General features: G+C 43.8%; 19 protein-coding genes and 1 pseudogene. 10 read left to right on the top strand and 10 right to left on the bottom strand.

Annotated elements, in window-relative coordinates:
- Positions 1-20 precede the first annotated feature (20 nt).
- From JG770_RS04435 to JG770_RS04425, 3 genes are read left to right on the top strand one after another with little or no spacing between them, the layout of a single operon-like run.
- Positions 21-743: a GAF domain-containing protein gene (locus JG770_RS04435; RefSeq protein WP_291955741.1), complete on the top strand. Its 723-nt coding sequence runs from the start codon at positions 21-23 to the stop codon at positions 741-743.
- A gap of 5 nt (positions 744-748) precedes the next feature.
- The gene (locus tag JG770_RS04430; RefSeq protein ID WP_291955738.1) at positions 749-2,014 is read left to right on the top strand and encodes an AMP-binding protein; all 1,266 of its coding nucleotides are present in this window, start codon (positions 749-751) and stop codon (positions 2,012-2,014) included.
- 28 nt (positions 2,015-2,042) lie between these two features.
- A complete protein-coding gene (locus JG770_RS04425) occupies positions 2,043-4,439 on the top strand; it encodes an ATP-binding protein (RefSeq protein WP_291955735.1) in 2,397 nt (798 codons plus the stop codon).
- A 75-nt stretch (positions 4,440-4,514) separates the two neighbouring features.
- On the opposite strand, the gene JG770_RS04420 is transcribed toward JG770_RS04425, so the two are convergent.
- On the bottom strand, positions 4,515-5,159 hold the full coding sequence (locus tag JG770_RS04420; RefSeq protein ID WP_291955732.1) for a peroxiredoxin: 645 nt from the start codon (positions 5,157-5,159) through the stop codon (positions 4,515-4,517).
- Between the two features lie 682 nt (positions 5,160-5,841).
- On the opposite strand from JG770_RS04420, the gene JG770_RS04415 reads away from it, so the two are divergent.
- The 4 genes from JG770_RS04415 to JG770_RS04405 all read left to right on the top strand — a co-directional run bounded on the left by JG770_RS04415 (position 5,842) and on the right by JG770_RS04405 (position 8,393).
- Positions 5,842-6,276, top strand: a complete 435-nt coding sequence (locus JG770_RS04415; RefSeq protein ID WP_291955729.1) for a DUF4829 domain-containing protein — start codon at positions 5,842-5,844, stop codon at positions 6,274-6,276.
- Complete coding sequence (locus JG770_RS10635; RefSeq protein ID WP_363320919.1) at positions 6,272-6,634, top strand: amidase domain-containing protein; 363 nt, start codon at positions 6,272-6,274, stop codon at positions 6,632-6,634. Before JG770_RS04415 ends, JG770_RS10635 begins: the two co-directional genes overlap by 5 nt.
- A gap of 300 nt (positions 6,635-6,934) precedes the next feature.
- Positions 6,935-7,816 (top strand): DUF5685 family protein, encoded by an 882-nt coding sequence (locus JG770_RS04410; RefSeq protein ID WP_291955728.1) that lies wholly within the window; start codon positions 6,935-6,937, stop codon positions 7,814-7,816.
- A gap of 49 nt (positions 7,817-7,865) precedes the next feature.
- The gene (locus JG770_RS04405) at positions 7,866-8,393 is read left to right on the top strand and encodes a hypothetical protein (protein WP_291955725.1); all 528 of its coding nucleotides are present in this window, start codon (positions 7,866-7,868) and stop codon (positions 8,391-8,393) included.
- Here JG770_RS04405 and JG770_RS04400 read toward each other — a convergent pair.
- From JG770_RS04400 to JG770_RS04365, 8 genes and pseudogenes are all read right to left on the bottom strand, one after another.
- Positions 8,341-8,866: pseudogene (locus tag JG770_RS04400) on the bottom strand (ABC transporter ATP-binding protein). The gene JG770_RS04405 and the pseudogene JG770_RS04400 overlap by 53 nt on opposite strands.
- 11 nt (positions 8,867-8,877) lie before the next feature.
- Positions 8,878-9,651 carry an ABC transporter ATP-binding protein gene (locus JG770_RS04395; RefSeq protein ID WP_291955722.1) on the bottom strand — a complete coding sequence of 258 codons (774 nt, stop codon included), beginning with the start codon at positions 9,649-9,651 and terminating at the stop codon, positions 8,878-8,880.
- Positions 9,626-10,582, bottom strand: coding sequence for a branched-chain amino acid ABC transporter permease (locus tag JG770_RS04390; protein ID WP_291955720.1), 957 nt, complete (start codon positions 10,580-10,582; stop codon positions 9,626-9,628). The genes JG770_RS04395 and JG770_RS04390 overlap by 26 nt, the downstream gene beginning before the upstream one ends.
- 3 nt (positions 10,583-10,585) lie before the next feature.
- Positions 10,586-11,470, bottom strand: a complete 885-nt coding sequence (locus JG770_RS04385; protein ID WP_291955718.1) for a branched-chain amino acid ABC transporter permease — start codon at positions 11,468-11,470, stop codon at positions 10,586-10,588.
- An 84-nt stretch (positions 11,471-11,554) separates the two neighbouring features.
- A complete protein-coding gene (locus JG770_RS04380) occupies positions 11,555-12,754 on the bottom strand; it encodes an ABC transporter substrate-binding protein (RefSeq protein ID WP_291955715.1) in 1,200 nt (399 codons plus the stop codon).
- Positions 12,755-12,895: 141 nt separating this feature from the next.
- Positions 12,896-13,033, bottom strand: a complete 138-nt coding sequence (locus JG770_RS04375; protein ID WP_291955712.1) for a cyclic lactone autoinducer peptide — start codon at positions 13,031-13,033, stop codon at positions 12,896-12,898.
- An 18-nt stretch (positions 13,034-13,051) separates the two neighbouring features.
- Positions 13,052-13,672 carry an accessory gene regulator B family protein gene (locus JG770_RS04370; protein ID WP_291955709.1) on the bottom strand — a complete coding sequence of 207 codons (621 nt, stop codon included), beginning with the start codon at positions 13,670-13,672 and terminating at the stop codon, positions 13,052-13,054.
- Positions 13,659-14,165, bottom strand: coding sequence for a hypothetical protein (locus tag JG770_RS04365; RefSeq protein ID WP_291955706.1), 507 nt, complete (start codon positions 14,163-14,165; stop codon positions 13,659-13,661). Before JG770_RS04365 ends, JG770_RS04370 begins: the two co-directional genes overlap by 14 nt.
- A gap of 152 nt (positions 14,166-14,317) precedes the next feature.
- Between JG770_RS04365 and JG770_RS04360 the strand changes: the two genes are divergently transcribed.
- Positions 14,318-14,908 carry a TatD family nuclease-associated radical SAM protein gene (locus tag JG770_RS04360; protein WP_291955704.1) on the top strand — a complete coding sequence of 197 codons (591 nt, stop codon included), beginning with the start codon at positions 14,318-14,320 and terminating at the stop codon, positions 14,906-14,908.
- 20 nt (positions 14,909-14,928) lie between these two features.
- On the top strand, positions 14,929-15,393 hold the full coding sequence (locus JG770_RS04355) for a small multi-drug export protein (RefSeq protein WP_291955700.1): 465 nt from the start codon (positions 14,929-14,931) through the stop codon (positions 15,391-15,393).
- Positions 15,394-15,396: 3 nt separating this feature from the next.
- On the opposite strand, the gene JG770_RS04350 is transcribed toward JG770_RS04355, so the two are convergent.
- Positions 15,397-16,263, bottom strand: coding sequence for a cation diffusion facilitator family transporter (locus tag JG770_RS04350; protein WP_291955808.1), 867 nt, complete (start codon positions 16,261-16,263; stop codon positions 15,397-15,399).
- 223 nt (positions 16,264-16,486) lie between these two features.
- On the opposite strand from JG770_RS04350, the gene JG770_RS04345 reads away from it, so the two are divergent.
- A complete protein-coding gene (locus JG770_RS04345; RefSeq protein ID WP_291955696.1) occupies positions 16,487-19,051 on the top strand; it encodes a PD-(D/E)XK nuclease family protein in 2,565 nt (854 codons plus the stop codon).

Below are 19,051 nucleotides of genomic sequence, written 5' to 3'. Positions count from 1 at the left end.
TGGAGGGCTGATAACCGATAATGGACAGTGTATTTGAACAATTGTTAGAGGATATACATAGCATCATATCCTCAAGTTATGATCGGGATTATGTATGCGATGCCATAGTGCAATTGCTGTATGACAGGATACCGTATTATGATTGGGTAGGCTTTTATTTTATGAAAGACGAGGCTCTTGTTTTAGGGCCATATCGAGGTCGTTCTACTGAACATGTGCGTATAGATATAGGGCAGGGTATCTGCGGTCAAGCAGCGGCTAAAGGATATACCGTGATTGTAGATGATGTTAACATGGAAGATAATTATTTGGCATGTAGTCTGCAGACACAATCCGAAATAGTGGTGCCTATAAAAGTGAGTGGCGTTGTAGTAGGCGAGATAGATATAGACAGCGATACGCCGAAGGCTTTTGGCATACAGGATAAATCCTTTTTGGAAGAGGTAGTCCAAGCGGTGTCACGGCTTTTTAGACATGATTATCCGGAATATTTTGCCAAATTCAAGCTCGATGTACCGGAGTATTTTAATTTTGCTTGCGACGTGGTCGATCGCAGGGCTGATGAGAACGATAAACAGGCTATGCTATTCGTGGATAGAGATGGCAATGATTTCAGCTATAGCTTTTCAGATTTTAAGCGCTTGTCGAATAAAGCTGCTAATCTATTGAGAAAGCATCATGTGCGAAAAGGGGCTAATGTCTTTATAATGCTGCCGCGCATACCGCAGTGGTGGGGCACATAGAGGCGGTGGTAACTGATAGCGAAAATGCTTATAAATTTGAAGAAATAAAAGGCCGCTGTCCCACGCTGAAAACGCTTATTCTAGCCGATGGTACAAGAGACGGATGGCTAGATTATCAGCGTGAGAGAGAGAATATGCCGGACACATTTAAGGCGGTTAAGAGCCGTAGCGATGAGCCGGCTATGATGTATTTTACGTCAGGTACCACAGGATTGCCTAAAATGACGCTGCATACACACTCCTATGCTTTAGCGCATAAGATAACAGGCGAATTGTGGATAGATTTAAAACCTGAGGATCTTCACTTTAATTTCTCGGATACAGGCTGGGCCAAGGCTGGGTGGAGCAGTATATTCGGTCCATGGAATGCAGGTGCATCGGTATTTATTCCTGATTTGAGAGGCAAATTCAACCCCACAAAAGTATTGGAACTTATAGAGCAATATGATATAACGACCTTTTGCGCGGCGCCCACCACCTACCGCATGTTGGTGCAAGAGGACCTATCAACGTACAGATTCCCAAAACTGCGCCATTGCGTAGCTGCCGGCGAACCGCTAAATCCCGAGGTTATACGCAAATGGCAGAAGGCTACCGGCATTACCATACGAGATGGTTATGGTCAATCGGAGTCGGTGGTGCTGATAGCTAACTTTCCGTTCTTGGATATAAAACCTGGCTCTATGGGTATACCATCGCCTGGATTCGATATAGCGGTGGTAGATGAGGCCGGCAGACGTCTGCCGCCTGATCAGGAAGGGGATATAGCTGTGAACATAACACCTGTAAGGCCGGCCGGCTTATTCAAGGAATATTGGAAAGATCCCAAAGCCAATGATGAGCGTACCAGAGGCCATTGGTATCTGACCGGCGATAAAGGTTATATGGATGAGGATGGTTATTTTTGGTTTATAGGAAGGGCTGATGATGTTATAATAAGCTCGGGATATCGCATAGGGCCATTTGAAGTGGAGAGCGAGCTGCTGAAACATCCTGCTGTAGCGGAAGCTGCGGTTGTAGCCAGCCCTGATGATGTAAGAGGCGAAATAGTTAAGGCATTTGTAGTATTGGCTCCGGGGTACGAGCCGTCAGGGCCATTGACGCGGGAACTGCAAGAATTTGTAAAGGCTAATACTGCACCGTATAAATACCCGCGTGCCATCGAATTTGTTAATCATATACCTAAAACTATAAGCGGCAAGATAAAACGGGCTGAGCTCAAAGCTATGGAATATAATAATCATAATCCGATGGATGCATCGGTTTCATAATGTGATAGATTGAAGGAGGAAAGGTATTATGGCTTATGAATTAAAACCGGAGCAATTGAAAAAAACGATCGATCCGTCAATGTTTTCTTTTAATACGACGGACGAGCTGGAACCAAGAGAAGGCATCATAGGGCAGGAACGTGCGGAGAGGGCTATGGAATTCGGCCTTCAGATGGATAGCAAAAACTACAATATTTATATATCAGGTTTAACGGGTACCGGCCGTACGAGTTATGCTATGTATGCTGTTAACGAAGCTGCTAAGGACAAACCAACATCTAATGATTGGTGCTATGTCTTTAACTTTGATAATCCGACACGTCCGATAGCATTGAGCTTTCAAGCTGGGGTAGGCGCCAAATTTAAAAAAGATGTAGATGACGTTATAGAACGCTTGAGAGTTCAGATACCTAGAGCATTTGAAAGTGACGAATATGATGAGCAGAAAAACACAATAACCAAAAAATATCAGGATATGCGCGTTAAAGCGATGGAGGAATTAAACGAAATAGCGCGGCGCCGCGGTTTTGCCATTGAGATGGGTCCGGCCGGCGTTGTGACCATACCGCTTATAGACGGGCGTAAGATGAGCCAGGAGGAGTTTGAAGCCCTGAGCGACGAAGCCCGACATGAGATAGAAGATAAGCTGGGAGAACTGCAAATAATAATAGCTGATACGTTGAAACGCATACAAGCCATGGAAAAGCAATATCGCGAAGAGTTGGATCAGCTAAATAAGCGAGTGGGTTTGTTTGCCATAGGCCATGTTATAGACGATCTTAAAGACACTTACAGCGAATATCCTAAAGCAGTTAAATACATAGAAGATATGCAGGAAGAAATGCTTAATAATTTGCAGGAATTTTTACAGCCTGTTGCTGGCAGTGATAAGGACGATATGTATGCAGCTTTTATGAAAAGAAGGCGCGGCGATTATTTTATTCGTTTCCGCGTAAATCTTCTAGTGGACAACAGCAAGACCAATGGAGCACCGGTAGTGACGGAGTTTAATCCCACGTATAATAATATAATGGGAGCAATGGAGTACGTCAGCGAATTTGGCGTGGCGGTTACTGATTTTATGCATATAAAAGCCGGCGCGCTGCACAAAGCCAACGGTGGATATCTTATAGTTGATGCTAAAGATATATTATCGCTTCCTTTGGTGTGGGATGGCATAAAGAGGATGCTTAAAACCGATGAGATAGCTATAGAAAGCCCTCAAGACAGATTAGGTCTGGTATCAATGAGTTCTATGCGGCCGGAGCCAATACCGTGTTCGGTTAAGGTGGTTATAATAGGGAATCCTCTTATATATCAGATGCTTTACATTTACGATGAAGACTTTGAAAAGTATTTCAAAGTGCTGGTCGATTTTGATGCCGATATGCCCATGGAGGACTTTAATGTGCTGCGTATGGCCGATTTTATAAGCTCGTATGGGAAACAGCATAATTTCAGGCCGTTTGATCGAAGTGCGGTGGTTCGCATATTAGAATTCAGCTCGCGCATGGCTGAAAGTCAGAAAAAGCTTTCTACCAGGTTTAATGAAATAACCGAGGTGTTGCATGAAGCCAATCTATGGGCTAAACTTGACGGCGGTGATATAATAACCGGACAGCACGTAAAACGGGCTATCGAGGAAAAAGAGCATCGTTTCGATAAGTACGAGCAGCGTATGTTGGAGATGACGCTGGATGATCAGATAATGATCGATGTAGAAGGCAAACGCGTAGGTACTATAAATGGTTTATCGGTGATAGACATGGGTGATTATACCTTCGGCAAGCCAAGCCGCGTTACAGCTTCGGCATATGCCGGCCGCGAAGGCATAGTAAATATAGAGCGCGAGAGTAAGTTGAGCGGTAATATACATGATAAAGGTGTCATGATAATAGTAGGGTATATGGGCGAGAAATATGCCAGAAAAAGGCCTCTCAGCATGTCTGCGCGCATATGCTTTGAGCAGTCATACGGCGGGGTAGACGGTGACTCGGCTTCCAGTACCGAGTTGTATGCCTTGCTTTCAGCTATAAGCGGTATACCACTGCGCCAGGATATAGCTGTTACCGGTTCGGTTAATCAACATGGCGAAATTCAGCCGATAGGAGGCGCTACATATAAAATAGAAGGATTTTATAAATTATGTAAAGCGCGCGGGCTGACTGGTACTCAAGGCGTCATGATACCTTATAGGAATCTGCAGGACATCAACCTCAAGGACGAGGTGATAGACGCCGTTAAAGAAGGATTGTTCCATATATATGCGGTTAAGACCATCGATGAGGGTATAGAGCTGCTGACGGGATTGCCTGCCGGCGAAATTGATGAAAATGGTGAATATCCAGAAGGCACAGTCCACTATGCAGTTAAAAAAGAATTGGATGCTTTTATAGAGTCGCTGAAGCAGGAAGATAAGGAATAACATTTAAAGCAAGAAAAACTATAATAGGAATCCGCAAGGCTTCACTCCCGCGAATTCCTATTGTTTTATGCCAAGCTATAGCTTTTTATAGCAAAGCCACCAGTCATAACATTCGATTTCCTTGTTTTTAGCTTTTTCCAATCTTTCTTTTACTGCCTGTTCTGTAGGCGTTATAGGCACTATCACCTTATCGCCGATTAATTCATTGTCTGGCCAGTTTGCAGGCAGCGCTACTTTATTGGTATCTCCAATTTGCAAGGCTTTAACCGCTCTAAGTATTTCACCGATATTTCTTCCTATTTCTTGGGGATAATACATCATAAGGCGTAAAATTCCTTTGTCATCTACTATGAAAACAGCCCTTACAGTATTTGTACCTTTGCTTTCATGGATCATACCCAACGTTTTAGCTACGTTACCCAGCTCATCAGCAATTATAGGGAAAGGTATCTTTACACCCAGGTTTTGCTCTATCCATTCGGTCCATTTTATGTGTGCAAATAGTTGATCGACAGATAAACCTATCAGGTCTACATTAAGCTCTTGGAACTTGTCAAAATTTTTAGCAAAAGAAACAAATTCGGTCGTGCATACGGGCGTAAAATCGCCGGGATGACTAAACAAGATAAACCACTTACCGCTATAATCTTCGGGGAGTTTTTTAACGCCATGAGTGGTTTTTACTTCCATGTGCGGAAACGGTTCCCCTAATAATGGCATAGTATGTAAATTTTCCGTAATTCATACCTCCTAAATTATTCGTACTTGATACTTATTATTATATCATAAATATTATCAATGTCAAGCATATATTTTGTATTTAAAATTTCATCTTTTATGCAGATATTATTGGATGTCTACCGATTCTCTTAACATTTTTGGTTGAAGTCTTTTTGGCATTGCGAAATCCCATCTGGATAAAAACACCATACAACATAGTATTTAAAAATATTGGCAAAAATATCGGCCGGAAATCGGCTTGCTTAAAGCATTTCCCGATCATATGGATCCTAAATTTTTAGCAGTTAAATGTCGAAACCCCGTTTATAAAAATGCCAAAATATATCTTTAGATATGTTGCAAATATTTGTTTAGAGAGGTAAAATGAAAATAATCGGTAGGAGTGTCTCAGCATTGTTTATTATAAGAAAAATGGTGATGATATTTTTCTTTATAATAGCGACTTTATTGAATATAATCATTATTACAATAAAAGGCTCTCAAAAACTGACTGGGAATTCAATGGATTCCTAACGTAGTTCATACAGCTTTCGGAAGAAAGCTTAGTAAAGGTGAATGTTGGAGGTAAGACATAAACAGTCGAGCCTTTAACATAGATTTTAAGCGCTTTCGGAGTTTTCGAAAGTACTCAAATTTATTGAAAAGAGGATGAAGCCTAATTATGGCAAAAATAAAAATAAAGCCCATGATGATTGCTTTATTTGTAGTAGGTATGGCTGCTGTATTAATTGGAGGTGCTTATTTGATTAATGCATCTGCAGTTGAAACCATAACTTCTCCGGAAGACGTTATTGAGAAGTATGTAAATGATCCTGCTAAATATCAAAATTTTGCCGTTGAAAGTTTTCTGAATCCCGAAGTTATTGATGACACTAAGTTCATTGAATGTGAAAAGGTAGATCCGTTATTTGCTGCAAATCACAACACTAGATATTCTGGAGAATATACTGACATAGTGGCATATAAAGTAAAATACGAGATAACCTATAAAGATGAATACAAGCATATGGTGACCGAACCGAGCGGCATTAAGGAAAAGTTATTTATCTTGATTAAGAGTGATGACAGATGGCTTATTGATGGAGTAGGTTATTAAACGGCTGAAAGGAGTAGATGCCAATGTATTTATAAATTGGTATTACACAACGTCAACAAATCGTTCATCATCTTGGACTGGTGTAGAGGAATTATATGATTATATCTTCGGTAGCACTTCAAAAATAAATGCTAGCATGAGCAACTGGAGTAGCGTGAGTTATGCAGATATTATTCAACTTACTAATGGTGGAGAGGGCTATCATTCGTTGATAATTAGTGGCGTTGAGTATTCTTCTTATGTCAGATGCGATTTATTGGTTTGTACGCACACTACGGATCGTAGACACGTATCTTTAGCAAGTTACTATTCAGGTGCAACAAAAAGATATATTGATATTGTCAGTAGCGACTTATAAAAATGTTATTATTTAAAACGAAAAGCTATTGCTCTGTTATGGGCAATAGCTTTTTAGGTACATTCAGCATGAGCGCAGTCTAACGAGTGCAAGTCCCGGATTTGCTCAGCAGTGGGAAGAATATAGCTGAAGGCAAGGGCGTCCATCGTGAGGGGAAATCTGAAGGAAGCTGGATACTGGAACATACACGAATAGATTTTATATAAATATTATTTATGATATAATATTTCATATAAAAGGTCATATCATAAAAGATGCAGACACCGGGATATGGCTGGAACGAATAGGATGTTCACAATATTGCAATTAGGAGGGGAGAGGTACCTGTTCGGTTATATAAAACCCGATAAACCGGAGCTTAAGATAAAAGAATATCAATACTTTCGCTCATATTATTGCGGCTTATGCAAAGCGCTAGGCAAAAATTTAGGTCAGGTTTCCCGCTTTACTGTAAGCTATGACCTTGCTTTTGCTGCGCTGTTATTTGCTTCGCTGCATGATGGGCAGGATGAAATAGCATCTGAACGATGCATTGCGGACCCAATTCACAAGAAGCCTATAATTAAAAACAACCGTTTTGTGGATTATGCCGCCGACATGAATATTATACTCATGTATCATAAATTGCTCGATGATTGGCATAACGATCATTCATTGCCGGCAAAAACAGCAGCGGTTGCTTTGTATTGTGGCTTTAAATCAGCTAAGTTAAGATATCCGGCTAAAAGCCGGCATATCGCACATAAGCTAGGCGAGCTGGACGTGCTGGAGAAAGCGCGATGTGATGTTGTCGATGAGGCTGCCGAACCTTTTGCCGGCCTTTTAAGAGAAATTTTGACCTATCCATGGGATGACATACCGTTCGAACAATCCCGGTATATACAGGATATGGCCTATGATCTCGGGCGCTGGATATATATCTTAGACGCTTATGACGATGTCGAGAAGGATGCCTCTTCGGGTAATTATAATCCCGTGCTTCTTCAATTTCATTATGAAGGGCGGGATATAAAAGAATTTAAAGTTAGTATAAAAGAGTGGGTAGAATTCAATCTGACATATACTTTGAGCAGGGTGGAAGAGAGCTATAGGCTGTTGGATATTAAACGCAATAAAGCCATATTGGATAATTTCATATATCTTGGGTTATATAAATCCATGAGCGATGTACTGAAAGGTTAAGCAGGAGGTAAAGACGTGAAAGATAAAGTGGTAATAGTAGGGGCGGGGTATGAGAGCATTAAGGATATATAAACGTGCGTATCATCTCATGGATGTGCCGATTGAAGGCGGCGATTGCGGCCGATTATGCGGCCGCATTTGCTGTGCTGCAAGGGAGGGTTGGGGTATATACCTTTTGCCAGGCGAGGAGAGAATAGTTCGTGCAAAAATGTTTCACATGAAAAAACACAGGCGGAGACGATACAATATCCCTCGCGATATACCGTATCTGTATTTTGCATCATGCGATGACGTATGCGGTAAGGATAGTACGGCACGGCGCTACAGGCCTATACAATGCCGCACATATCCTCTTATGCCGTATATGAGCGGTGGAAGGTTGATGCTTATAAAAAATCCTATAGGACAGTGCCCCCTATCTATAAGGCAATTGAACCGAGAATTCATAAATCGATGCTTTCAAGCATGGGAGATGCTGATAACAATACCTGAGGTTGCGCATCTTATAGAATATGATAGCCGGCTTATCCGCCAAGGTAAGCCTTTTGCACCTGAGGATTGTCGGCCAATTCCTTAGCTGGGCCCTCCAGGGCTATGCGCCCGGTTTCCATCACATATGCCCGGTTGGCTATTGACAAAGCCATACGTGCATTCTGCTCAACCAACAATATTGTAGTGCCGCTGTTGTTTATCTCTTTTATTATCTTCTATATCCTGCCTTATGCCGTCTTTGTCAGCGCGTTTATAAGCCCCAAGTTCGAGATTTTCCAATACAGTCATATTGGTGAATATGCGGCGTCCCTCGGGAACCTGGCTTATACCGAGTTTTACTATATCAGGAGGCGATAGATGGGTTATGTCATTACCCATAAAGGTTATGCTCCCGTTTTTTGGCTTTGTCAAGCCGCATATTGTATTCAATGTAGTGGATTTTCCGGCACCGTTGGCTCCTATAAGTGAAACTATTTCACCTTCTTCCACGGTAAGCGATATGCTCTGTATGGCATGTATCGCACCATAGAATACATGTATATCGTTTAACTCAAGCATGGCAGCCATGTTTAATCCTCCCCCAGATAGGCTTTTATAACCTGTGGATTACTTTTTATATCTTCCGGCGTTCCTTCAGCTATAAGCTTGCCATAATCCAATACATATATGCGCTGGCATATACCCATAACCACCGACATGTCGTGCTCGATTAGCAATATGGTAAGGTTAAACCTATCTTTTATCCACATTATAAGCCTCATGAGATCAGCGGTTTCCTGTGGATTCATACCGGCAGCCGGTTCATCCAACAGCAGCAGTTTCGGCTGTAATGCCAGCGCACGCGCTATCTCCAGGCGGCGCTGTTGACCATACGGCAGATTTTTAGCCGGTATATCCTTTTTATCAGCCATATCGAATATATCCAACAATTCAACAGCTTTGCGCCTTAATTCGGCCTCGCTTTTGGTATAAGAAGGCGTGTGGAATATTGCGTCCCATAGGCTGTAATCTATATGCACGTGGTAAGCCAGCATGACATTATCCAATACCGTCATTTCCTTGAATAAGCGTATGTTTTGGAACGTCCGGCCTATGCCCATACCGGCTATCTCATGTGGGGAGGCTTTGGCCAGGTCTACTTCCACCTCGCCGTGCAGCTTAAGCTGACCGCCCGACGGTATATATACGCCGGTGATGAGATTAAATAATGTAGTTTTTCCGGCACCGTTAGGCCCTATAAGGCCGACAATTTCACCTGGATGAACTTCTATATTTACGTTGGCTATAGCATTCAGCCCGCCAAAATTCTTGCTTACATCATTTGCCGTTAGTAGCGGTGGCATCTTTATCACCTCGTTTCAACAGTTTCCACGATAGTTCGGCGTTACCCAACAGCCCTTGAGGGCGGTACAGCATTATGACCAGCAGCAATAAGGCATATAATATCATGCGCAAGGTAGGCAAATCCTGCAGTACCATGGATAGCAAAGTCAGCGCGGCAGCGCCTACTACCGATCCGGTAATACTGCCAAGGCCACCGAAAACCACCATGACCAGTATATCTATGGATTTCATGAAACCAAAAGCGTTTGGCTTAAGGAAATAAAAGTAATTTGCATATAACGAGCCGGCTATCCCGGCGAAAAAGGCTCCTATAGTGAAAGCCAGTATTTTATAGCGTGCTATATTTATACCCATGGATTCGGCTGCCACATCGTCCTCGCGTATGGCTATGCATGCTCGGCCGTATGATGAATGAATAAAATTGTATATTATTATGATGGTACCGGCTGTCATGGCGAATATCCAGGGCCAATTGACGTATCTGGGTATATCAGCCAGCCCGCTTGCACCGCCTATATAATCTATATTCAATGCTATGATCCTTATTATCTCGCTCAGGCCGAGTGTGGCTATAGCCAGGTAATCGCCCCGTAATCTCAACGTGGGTATGCCTACCAGCACACCGACTATAGCGGCCGATACAGCCGATGTTGCTATGGCCAGCGGAAATGGCAGATGCAGTTTGAGCGTCATAACCGCCGATACGTACGCACCTATGGCCATAAAGCCGGCATGACCCAGCGAGAATTGACCGGTGAAGCCGGTTATGAGATTTAAGCTGACAGCTAAAATTATGTTTATGCATAGAAGAAATAGATTCAACTGCAGGTGCTGATCGATGATATCGAAGGATATCAGCAATTGTATTATGGCATATATGGCGGCCAGCGTCATTATATTGCGTATTAGATTATGCCGTTTATCAGCCATCGCTCACACCTTCTCTCCCGTATTCTTTCCCAGCAAGCCAGATGGCTTGATGAGCAATATTATGATAAGTATAACGAAAGCCACGGCATCCCTGTAATTGGAGTTCAAATAGCCGCTGACCAACGTTTCTATCATGCCCAGCAGCAAACCGCCTACCATAGCGCCCGGTATGCTGCCTATGCCGCCGAATACCGCCGCTATAAAGGCTTTAAGGCCTGGTGTTATGCCCATTAGCGGGTCTATCGAATTATAATATATACCGACCAATATGCCGGCGGCACCGGCGAGAGCTGACCCTATGGCGAAAGTAGCCGATATAGTGGTGTCTACGTTTATACCCATAAGCTGCGCAGCGCCCTTATCCATGGAGACTGCGCGCATGGCCTTTCCTATCTTAGTGCGCTGTACTATGAATTGCAATAATATCATAAGTATTATAGATATAAGCAATATATATAATTGCATGCTGCTTATATTGATCTGGCCGCTCATGAAACTGAATTGACGGTTAGTCAATACTGTAGGGAAACTGCGCGTGTCCGGTCCGGCTATATACATTGTGGTATATTCGAGTAACAGCGACATACCTATAGCTGTTATAAGGAGGGCTATCCTCGATGAATTTCTCAAAGGACGGTATGCTACCTTCTCTATAGCCATGCCGAGTAACGCGCTTATGGCCATTGACAACAGCAGAGCGGGGATAAAGCCCAGGCCCAATAGTGCCGTGGCTATAAAACCTATATAAGCGCCTATCATATAGACATCGCCGTGAGCAAAATTTATCAGGTTTATTATGCCATATACCATTGTATAACCTAATGCCAGCAAGGCATATATACTGCCCAAGGATATGCCGTTTAATAATTGCTGTAAAAGTACCGCCAAGCCTTTCTCACCTCTCCTATAAATATAAATATTGCCAAACAGGTTAGCCCCCGTTTGGCAGATATATGAGCCTATATTAATGGGTTAAGGCTCAATTCTGGTAACGAATTCCTGCTTATCGCCTTTCCACTGTACTATTACAACGGATTTGACAGGGTTATGATTCTCGTCTATGGACAGAGTACCGGTTACGGCCTCAAAATCCTTTGTGGATGCGAGGGCATCCTTTATTTTTACCGGATCTGTCGAATTGGCGCGCTTTATCGCATCGGCCAAAAAATACATCTCATCGTATCCTGATGCATGGAATGAATTAGGATCTTTATTGTATTTGGCATTAAATGCCTCGCGGAAGTCTACGACTTTTTGAGCGGTATCATCCGCCGAATAGTGGTTAGTGAAATAAACATCGGTCAAAGCTGCAGCGCCGGCTTCTTGAGGGACTACGTTTGAATCGTATCCATCGCCGCCCAGTATAGGGGCGGTTATACCCATTTCTCTAGCCTGCTTTATTATAAGGCCTACTTCGTTATAATAGCCGGGAACATATATTACATCAGCATTGTAACCCTTCAATTTGGTCAGCACGCTGCGGAAATCCTTGTCCTTACCCTGATAATATTCTTCAGCCAGTATCTCTCCGCCATTTGATGTGAATACATCCTTAAAGCTTGCAGCTAAACCTTTGCTGTAATCCGATGTGGTTTCCACATACATGACGGCGGTTTTAGCATTTAGATCGTTCACTGCGAATTTAGCCATGCTGCCGCCTTGAAAGGAGTCATTGAAGCATGTGCGGAAGATATATTCGGCTACGCCATTTTCGGTTACGGTTACGTCGTCGGCTGTAGCCGAGCCGGATATAAGCGGTATTTTATTTTCGGTTACGACTGGCCTTGCGGCTTTGACATTACCGGATGTAGCAGGACCGAGTATAGCCACTACTTTATCTTTGGCCAGCTTTGTTGCCACATTGGTAGTTTCGGCAGGATCGGACTTATTATCTTGTTTGATTAATTCTATCTCTTTGCCCAATACGCCACCGGCCTTGTTTATCTCCTCTACCGCCAGTTCGATGCCTTCTACCGATGCCTGGCCGTATTGCGCGAGATCGTTTGACAGCTCGTAGTTAAGACCTACCTTTATCGTATCGTCGTTTCCTGATGAGCCGGTCGTGGACGTATCGGTACCACACCCCGCGGCCAGAGGGATTAACAGCATTATGGCCATCAATAATATAAATAGCCGTTTCAATATGAAACACCATACCTTTCTAAAATACATTTGTACTTTACTCGTGTATAAATATACTATAGCAGTGCGCTAAAGTCTTGTCAAATGGAAATTTGAGAAAGTGTGATGAACAGGCAGGCGGCTGGATATGCATAGAGGCGGGTATATACCCGCCTCTATGTACGGAGACAATTACTTTTCCCTCAGCGCCTCGGGCAACTCGGGCTGATACCACGTCCAAAAACAAGCTGATGCCGCATTTATGCTTGCAAACAAGGCTAAAGCGGCGGCGGCCAGCGAGAACGCCCATTTTATCATCTTACGCCTCATATTTTTCACCTCCTTGTCTTATATATTGATCCAACGGCTTAATAGATTGTCTACAGAACTTACAAAGCCGTGACCTGCGGGCAAAAGCGTGAAACACTGCCACAACATGCCTAGAGCTATAGATACGCCCAGCCACGGTAGGTGAGCGGTCATGAGCAAGGATGAAGCTCCCAGAGTCATAACCCATAGCATAGAGCGTTTATGTAATATGGGCTTACGTCTGGCCGGTATAGGCTTTTCGGGGGCCTCGTCCGGTGCGTGTTTGAGCATTATATATAAGGAGATAATAGTGCCCAGCGCTATGAGTGCATAGTTCCAATTGCCCATAACCTTTGATCCATGCAGCGCTGTAAGGCCGAGCAGTGGGGATGATACGGCACCCGCTATGGCACACCGTCCGGCGCTGGAGCAGTGAGCGCCACCTGAGAAATTTCTAAGCCAGGCTGACGATGATGCGGCAACCATGGTCGGCCAGAAGGCCCCGACCAACAAGCCGATCATAGCCGTAAATCCGGCCGATAATGCGGCCGATAGCGCCATGGTGATGGAATATTCTATGACCTGGCGCGACGGCTCGTCCAACCTCAGGTTTTTTTGGAAGCTGTATGATATCCTTTTAGCGGCATCATCGACGCTCATATCGCACTTCCTCCGGTATATGCTTATCTTTAATGATGCGGCGTTTTCTTATATTGTCCATATAGTTTCCGCCCAACCATCCTATAGCGAGCATGATCATGAGCGACGGCAGGCCATATAGCAACTGAAGCGCCGTGCTGTTTTCCAATGCTTCCATGGATGTACCGAAAAGTCCTATAAGGGGATTTGTTATAAGCTCGGATATGCCGGATGCAATGCCGCTGCATAAGGCTACGTTTATTGTCTGACCTATGTCCAGATGTAAAAGAGCATATATTATCACGAGATAGGGGAAAAGCAAAATTAAGGTGTGTACTCCGAAGTTTAAGGGCAAAAAGGTACGCACAGCGAAATTGACGGCTCCTTGAAGGAGGGCTGCATATATGAGGTTTTTCATATCGAATTTTATGCTCATAAGGCGAAGACCAAGCCATATCATTATAAAGGCCTCTGGTACGGCCCTTATTGCTATGCTCAATACCGTAAGTTTCACTATATTATTGCTCCTTTCGGTCGAATTATGCTGCAATAATATTATACCTTATATATCGGCAAATGGATAGTTTTTCATTGCAATATGTTAATTTATCAATTTGTAGTATAATAGAAATGGTTTATGAATAAATAAAAGAAGGGATGTTCTACGTGCAGCAGATAGTATATGAAGTTGGAAAGAGTCTTTATATAAATATTACCAACCGATGTACCAATAGATGCAGTTTCTGTCTCAGAGAAAATGAGGATGGCTACAGAGGCTATGACTTGTGGCTGGATAGAGAACCGAGCGTGCAAGAGGTCGTGGAAGCTGTGGGCGATCCGAGAAGATATAAAGAAATAGTATTTTGCGGATATGGTGAGCCGATGATAAAATTGGATGAACTTTTGGAGATCAGTAGGGCTTTGAAAAGTAAGGGGGCGCGTATAAGGATAAATACCAACGGGCAGGCCAATCTTATACATGGCCGCAATGTGGTACCGGAGTTAGTCGGCCTTATAGATGCCGTATCTATAAGCCTTAATGCTCCGGATGCCAAACGTTATGCTGAAATATGCGATCCGGAATTCGGCGAGCAGGCCTTCGATGCCATATTAGAATTTGCAGCCGAGTGCAAAAAATATATACCGGATGTTACGCTTACAGTGGTGAATGTATTACCGCCTGACGATATAGAGCGATGCAAGGCTATTGCCGATAAATTGGGAGCGGGTTTTCGAGTGAGAGAGTATGAGCGTTAAAAAGGACGGAAGGTGTTATTGTGGATCTAAGCCGTATATTTGATATATTAGGAGAAGAACTGATAGTCATGCTCTCGGCTATGTTGCCGGTATGGGAGCTCAAAGGCGCTATACCGATGGCAAGGGCTTTCGGTATGGATTCGCTTAAGGCCTTCTTGCTATCTTATATAGGAAGCGGTATACCGGTTCCACTGCTGTTGGTATTTCTGCGGCCGGTCATGGATTATCTGGATCGCACTGAGATCTTTTCTCGATTTTCTCAATGGCTTAAGCAGCGATCGCTTAATAGGAGCGATGTTGTAAGACGTTACAGCCTGCTCGGCCTTTTTATATTTACAGCAATACCGTTGCCCACTACAGGGGTGTGGACCGGCTCTATTATAGCTGCACTTCTAAGATTGCCGCTATTGCCGGCTATGGTTACGATACTGGCCGGCAATGCCGTGGCAGGATTTCTTATCGTATTTGTGCTGCATTGGGTATAGTATTCAGGCGGAGTAAGGCTCTACGTGCACCTGTACATCCTTGACCTCGGGTACAGCTTTAATAATAGAAGCTTTAACCTCTTCGGCCACATCATGCCCCTGTGCCACAGTCATATCTTCCTTTACCGATATCGATATATCCACCATCAGCGTTGAGCCGTATTGTCGCGTTTTTATATCATCTATATGAACCACGTCGGCTACACTCAAAACAACCTGCTTTATCTTATCCAGCACGTCGGAATCTGCAGATGAATCCAACAGCTCGTCGGCTGAACGGTGCAATACCTTTATGCCGGCTCGTATGATTATAAGGGCCATTATAATACCGGTTACGGGGTCCAAAAAAGTCCATCCGATCATAGCTCCTGTTATACCGACGAGAACGCCGCTGGTGGATAGGACATCGGAACGGTGATCCCAAGCCGTTGCCATTAAAGCGGTGCTTTTGGTTTCATTAGCTACTTTTATAGTGTAACGATATAGTATTTCTTTAACTATTATGGTTATGATAGCTGCTATTATTGCCAACATACCCGGTATCTGTGGGCCGGAGCTTAAGGACGTTACTGCCCTGTATATTATCATGCCGCCCGTTATAATCAATATTATAGCTAAAATCCATGCGGCCAGCGATTCGGTTTTTTCGTGGCCGTAAGGGTGTTCCTCGTCAGCCGGCTGAGCGGCTGTCTTTACCCCCCACATCGTTACCAAGCCAGTTAATATATCGCCGATTGAATTAGCGGCATCGGCTATCATGGCCGTGCTGTTGGCCAATATACCGGCCGTAAGCTTTAATACAGCCAGCATGACATTAGCTATTAGCGATAAACGCGAGGCCTGCTGGTTTTTCGAATATTTGTCTTTCATCAAAAATTGACCTTCTTATCAATTGAAATATAATAACTTGCTAATTATACTATAATAATAATGAAAATGCAACAATAATAAACGATGATATTTATCAATTGATAATAAATAATGTTATCAATGTAATCACATTTTCTATTCTACAAAACAAAAATCGCAACCGTCAACACAGCACCTATGTGATATAATGGTATAAAGATAAAGTTTCTCAAAGGAGATACATATGGATAGCGATACATTTATCATATTTCCGACGCGCCATTTGGTCAGACAGTACAGGGACAAGTGTATTAGAGAAAGCACTGCAGGGTTTGCTGTGGTAAACGCTATGACGTTCGATGATCTTGTTGACCGGTGTATGCCGCGGGTAAATCATATGACGCACATAGATGATATGTATAGGCGCTCTATAGTGGATGCTATTATGCGCAAAGAAAATTTGTCTTATTTTAAGCAGATTTTGCCGGGTTATGTATGGACGGTTGCCGAGGATATAGGCGAGCTTAAAATGGCCGGTATAACGCCAGACCGGTTCAAAAGCTTGTGGCCGGTCGGCGACGCTGCCCGGGCTGCCGATATGTACCATATATACGACAGTTATGAAGAAATATTGCGCAAAAACCTGCTGTATGACAAAGAGGATAGATATATATTGGCAGAGCAAACCTTATCGAAGGGGCTGCCGACTTTTTTATGCAGCGTAAACGAAATGGCATTTATGTATTTTTTCGATGCCACACCGCTTCAGCAGCGCATTATAGACGCTGTAAAAAAGCATATTCCGTGCAAAGTGGTGGACGGTATTGTGCGCCAAGATGATCATGTGGCGCATATAAAGGCGTTGAATATAAGCATGACCGGTGCATGGGACAGGCGCACCGAGTGTTTGTGGATAGCCGATAAGGCAAAAGAGCTTCTAATGGCGGGGTATAAACCTTCGGATATATGCATAGTTGTGCGCGATGCGGCTGCTTATAGGGAAACGATGGGATGGGCTTTTAGGCGAAAGGGCTTGGCTGCGCCCGGTGAAAGCGCGAGTTTGCTCGATAGCCCTATGATTTCGAGCATACTGCGCTGGTTGGATAGTCTGTGGGATGATAGTGTATCGATAGATGCTATAAGCGACGGTATTTATTTAAGGCAGTTAAATCTTAAAGCAATGAATTTATCTCTGCATGATACGCCTGATAGCTATGCGCAAAAGCTTATTGACACGCTGGAAAACTCCGGCTTACGGTTTTCCATCGCAGAACGCGGACGTTTAGGGGAGATAGAGCAGATGGCGGCCGATGTGAAAGCCTATGAGCAGTTTGTATATATTCTGCAGTCGCTGGTGTCAGCCCAACAATGGAGCGGCATGACAAACGCTGTAGGCTTGGACGAGTTTTGCGGCACGTTGCGCGACATGTGCGGGCGTGCAGCTTATCGCGGCAGCATATCTTACGACAGGGGCCCTTCTCTGCTTATGCCCAGTGCGGTGCGTGGGCTTACCTTTCCTGTGATTTTCATGGCAGGCATGGTGGAAGGCGAGTTTCCAAGGGCTATACGAGCCGATTGGTTTATAAAAAACGATGAGCGCTTAAAGGCTGGAGTTATGCCGACATCGCGCAGTCTGCTGGCACAGGAGCGCATTTTCTTCAACCTAGCCGTACAAGCAACTCAACGCATGCTTTTTATGACATATCCCAAAGTAAAGCCGGATGGTACGCCCGCGCTTATATCATCGTTTGTGGAGGATATAAAAGCTTTATTGCATGATATGCCTGTATACGACGTATCTGTGAATGATATGCTGGATATGCACGATGATATCCGGCAGGAGACGAACGAATCGGTTGGCTATACGGCTTGTGGCGATATGCAGGTATATATAAAAAACAAATTTCAAAACAGTTCATTCTCGGCTACGGCTTTTAACGAATACGCAATGTGCCCGTACAAGTTTTTTATGGGCAGGCTGTTGGGATTGAGCGCTGAAGAAGATAAAACGAGGCCTTCGGCATTGGATATAGGCAGTATATATCATGCGGTGCTGAAAGAATTTATGCAAGATTATGTAGGCATCGGACTTGTGCCGGATAAGCGTGAGCAATATGTACAACGGTTGGCCGATATAGCGATAGGGCATATCGATGCATCCGGTATAAAGTTGAAGTATGCCACGGAAACGCTTTACGATGTGGAAAAACAGCGAATGGTGGCTTTGCTGGCAACATGGTTGGATGCCGAGTTGGCGCTTGAGCAAAGGCATAAAGGCACTTATAAACCATATAGATTGGAACAAGCCTTCGGCATGGACGGCGCGCCGCCGCTTATATTGAGCGATGACCTATACGACATAAGGCTTATAGGGCGAATAGATAGAATAGATACGGCCCAAGACGGCCGATTTATCATATACGATTATAAAAAGGGCAAAAGCACGCCGGATGTACATGATATAGCTGACGGCATGGATTTTCAATTGCCCGTGTATATATGGGCGGCCGGCAAAATGCTCGAACATGAAGGCTATGCGCCCGCGGGTGCGGCTTATTATTCGATAGAGGGAGCGGGATTAAAAGGCATGATGGTGAAGAAAGGCAGCGGCATAAATACGGCGAGGCAGAAAAAGGGCGTGCTGGACGATAAAGAATGGGATGATATGTTGAAACAGCTTGAGCAAAAGCTTTTTGAGAATTTCGATTCCATAATGTGCGGCCTATATCCCAAACAGCTCCAAAAATGCCCGCTATATGATGCTTACAACGGTGGATTTTGCGATTTTACAAATATATGCAATGCTTAG

The organism is Mahella sp. (genome assembly GCF_020054945.1).
Lineage (GTDB): Bacteria > Bacillota > Clostridia > Mahellales > Mahellaceae > Mahella.
The sequence above is the reverse complement of the archived record's forward strand: the minus strand, read 5'-3'. Positions and strand labels throughout refer to the sequence as shown.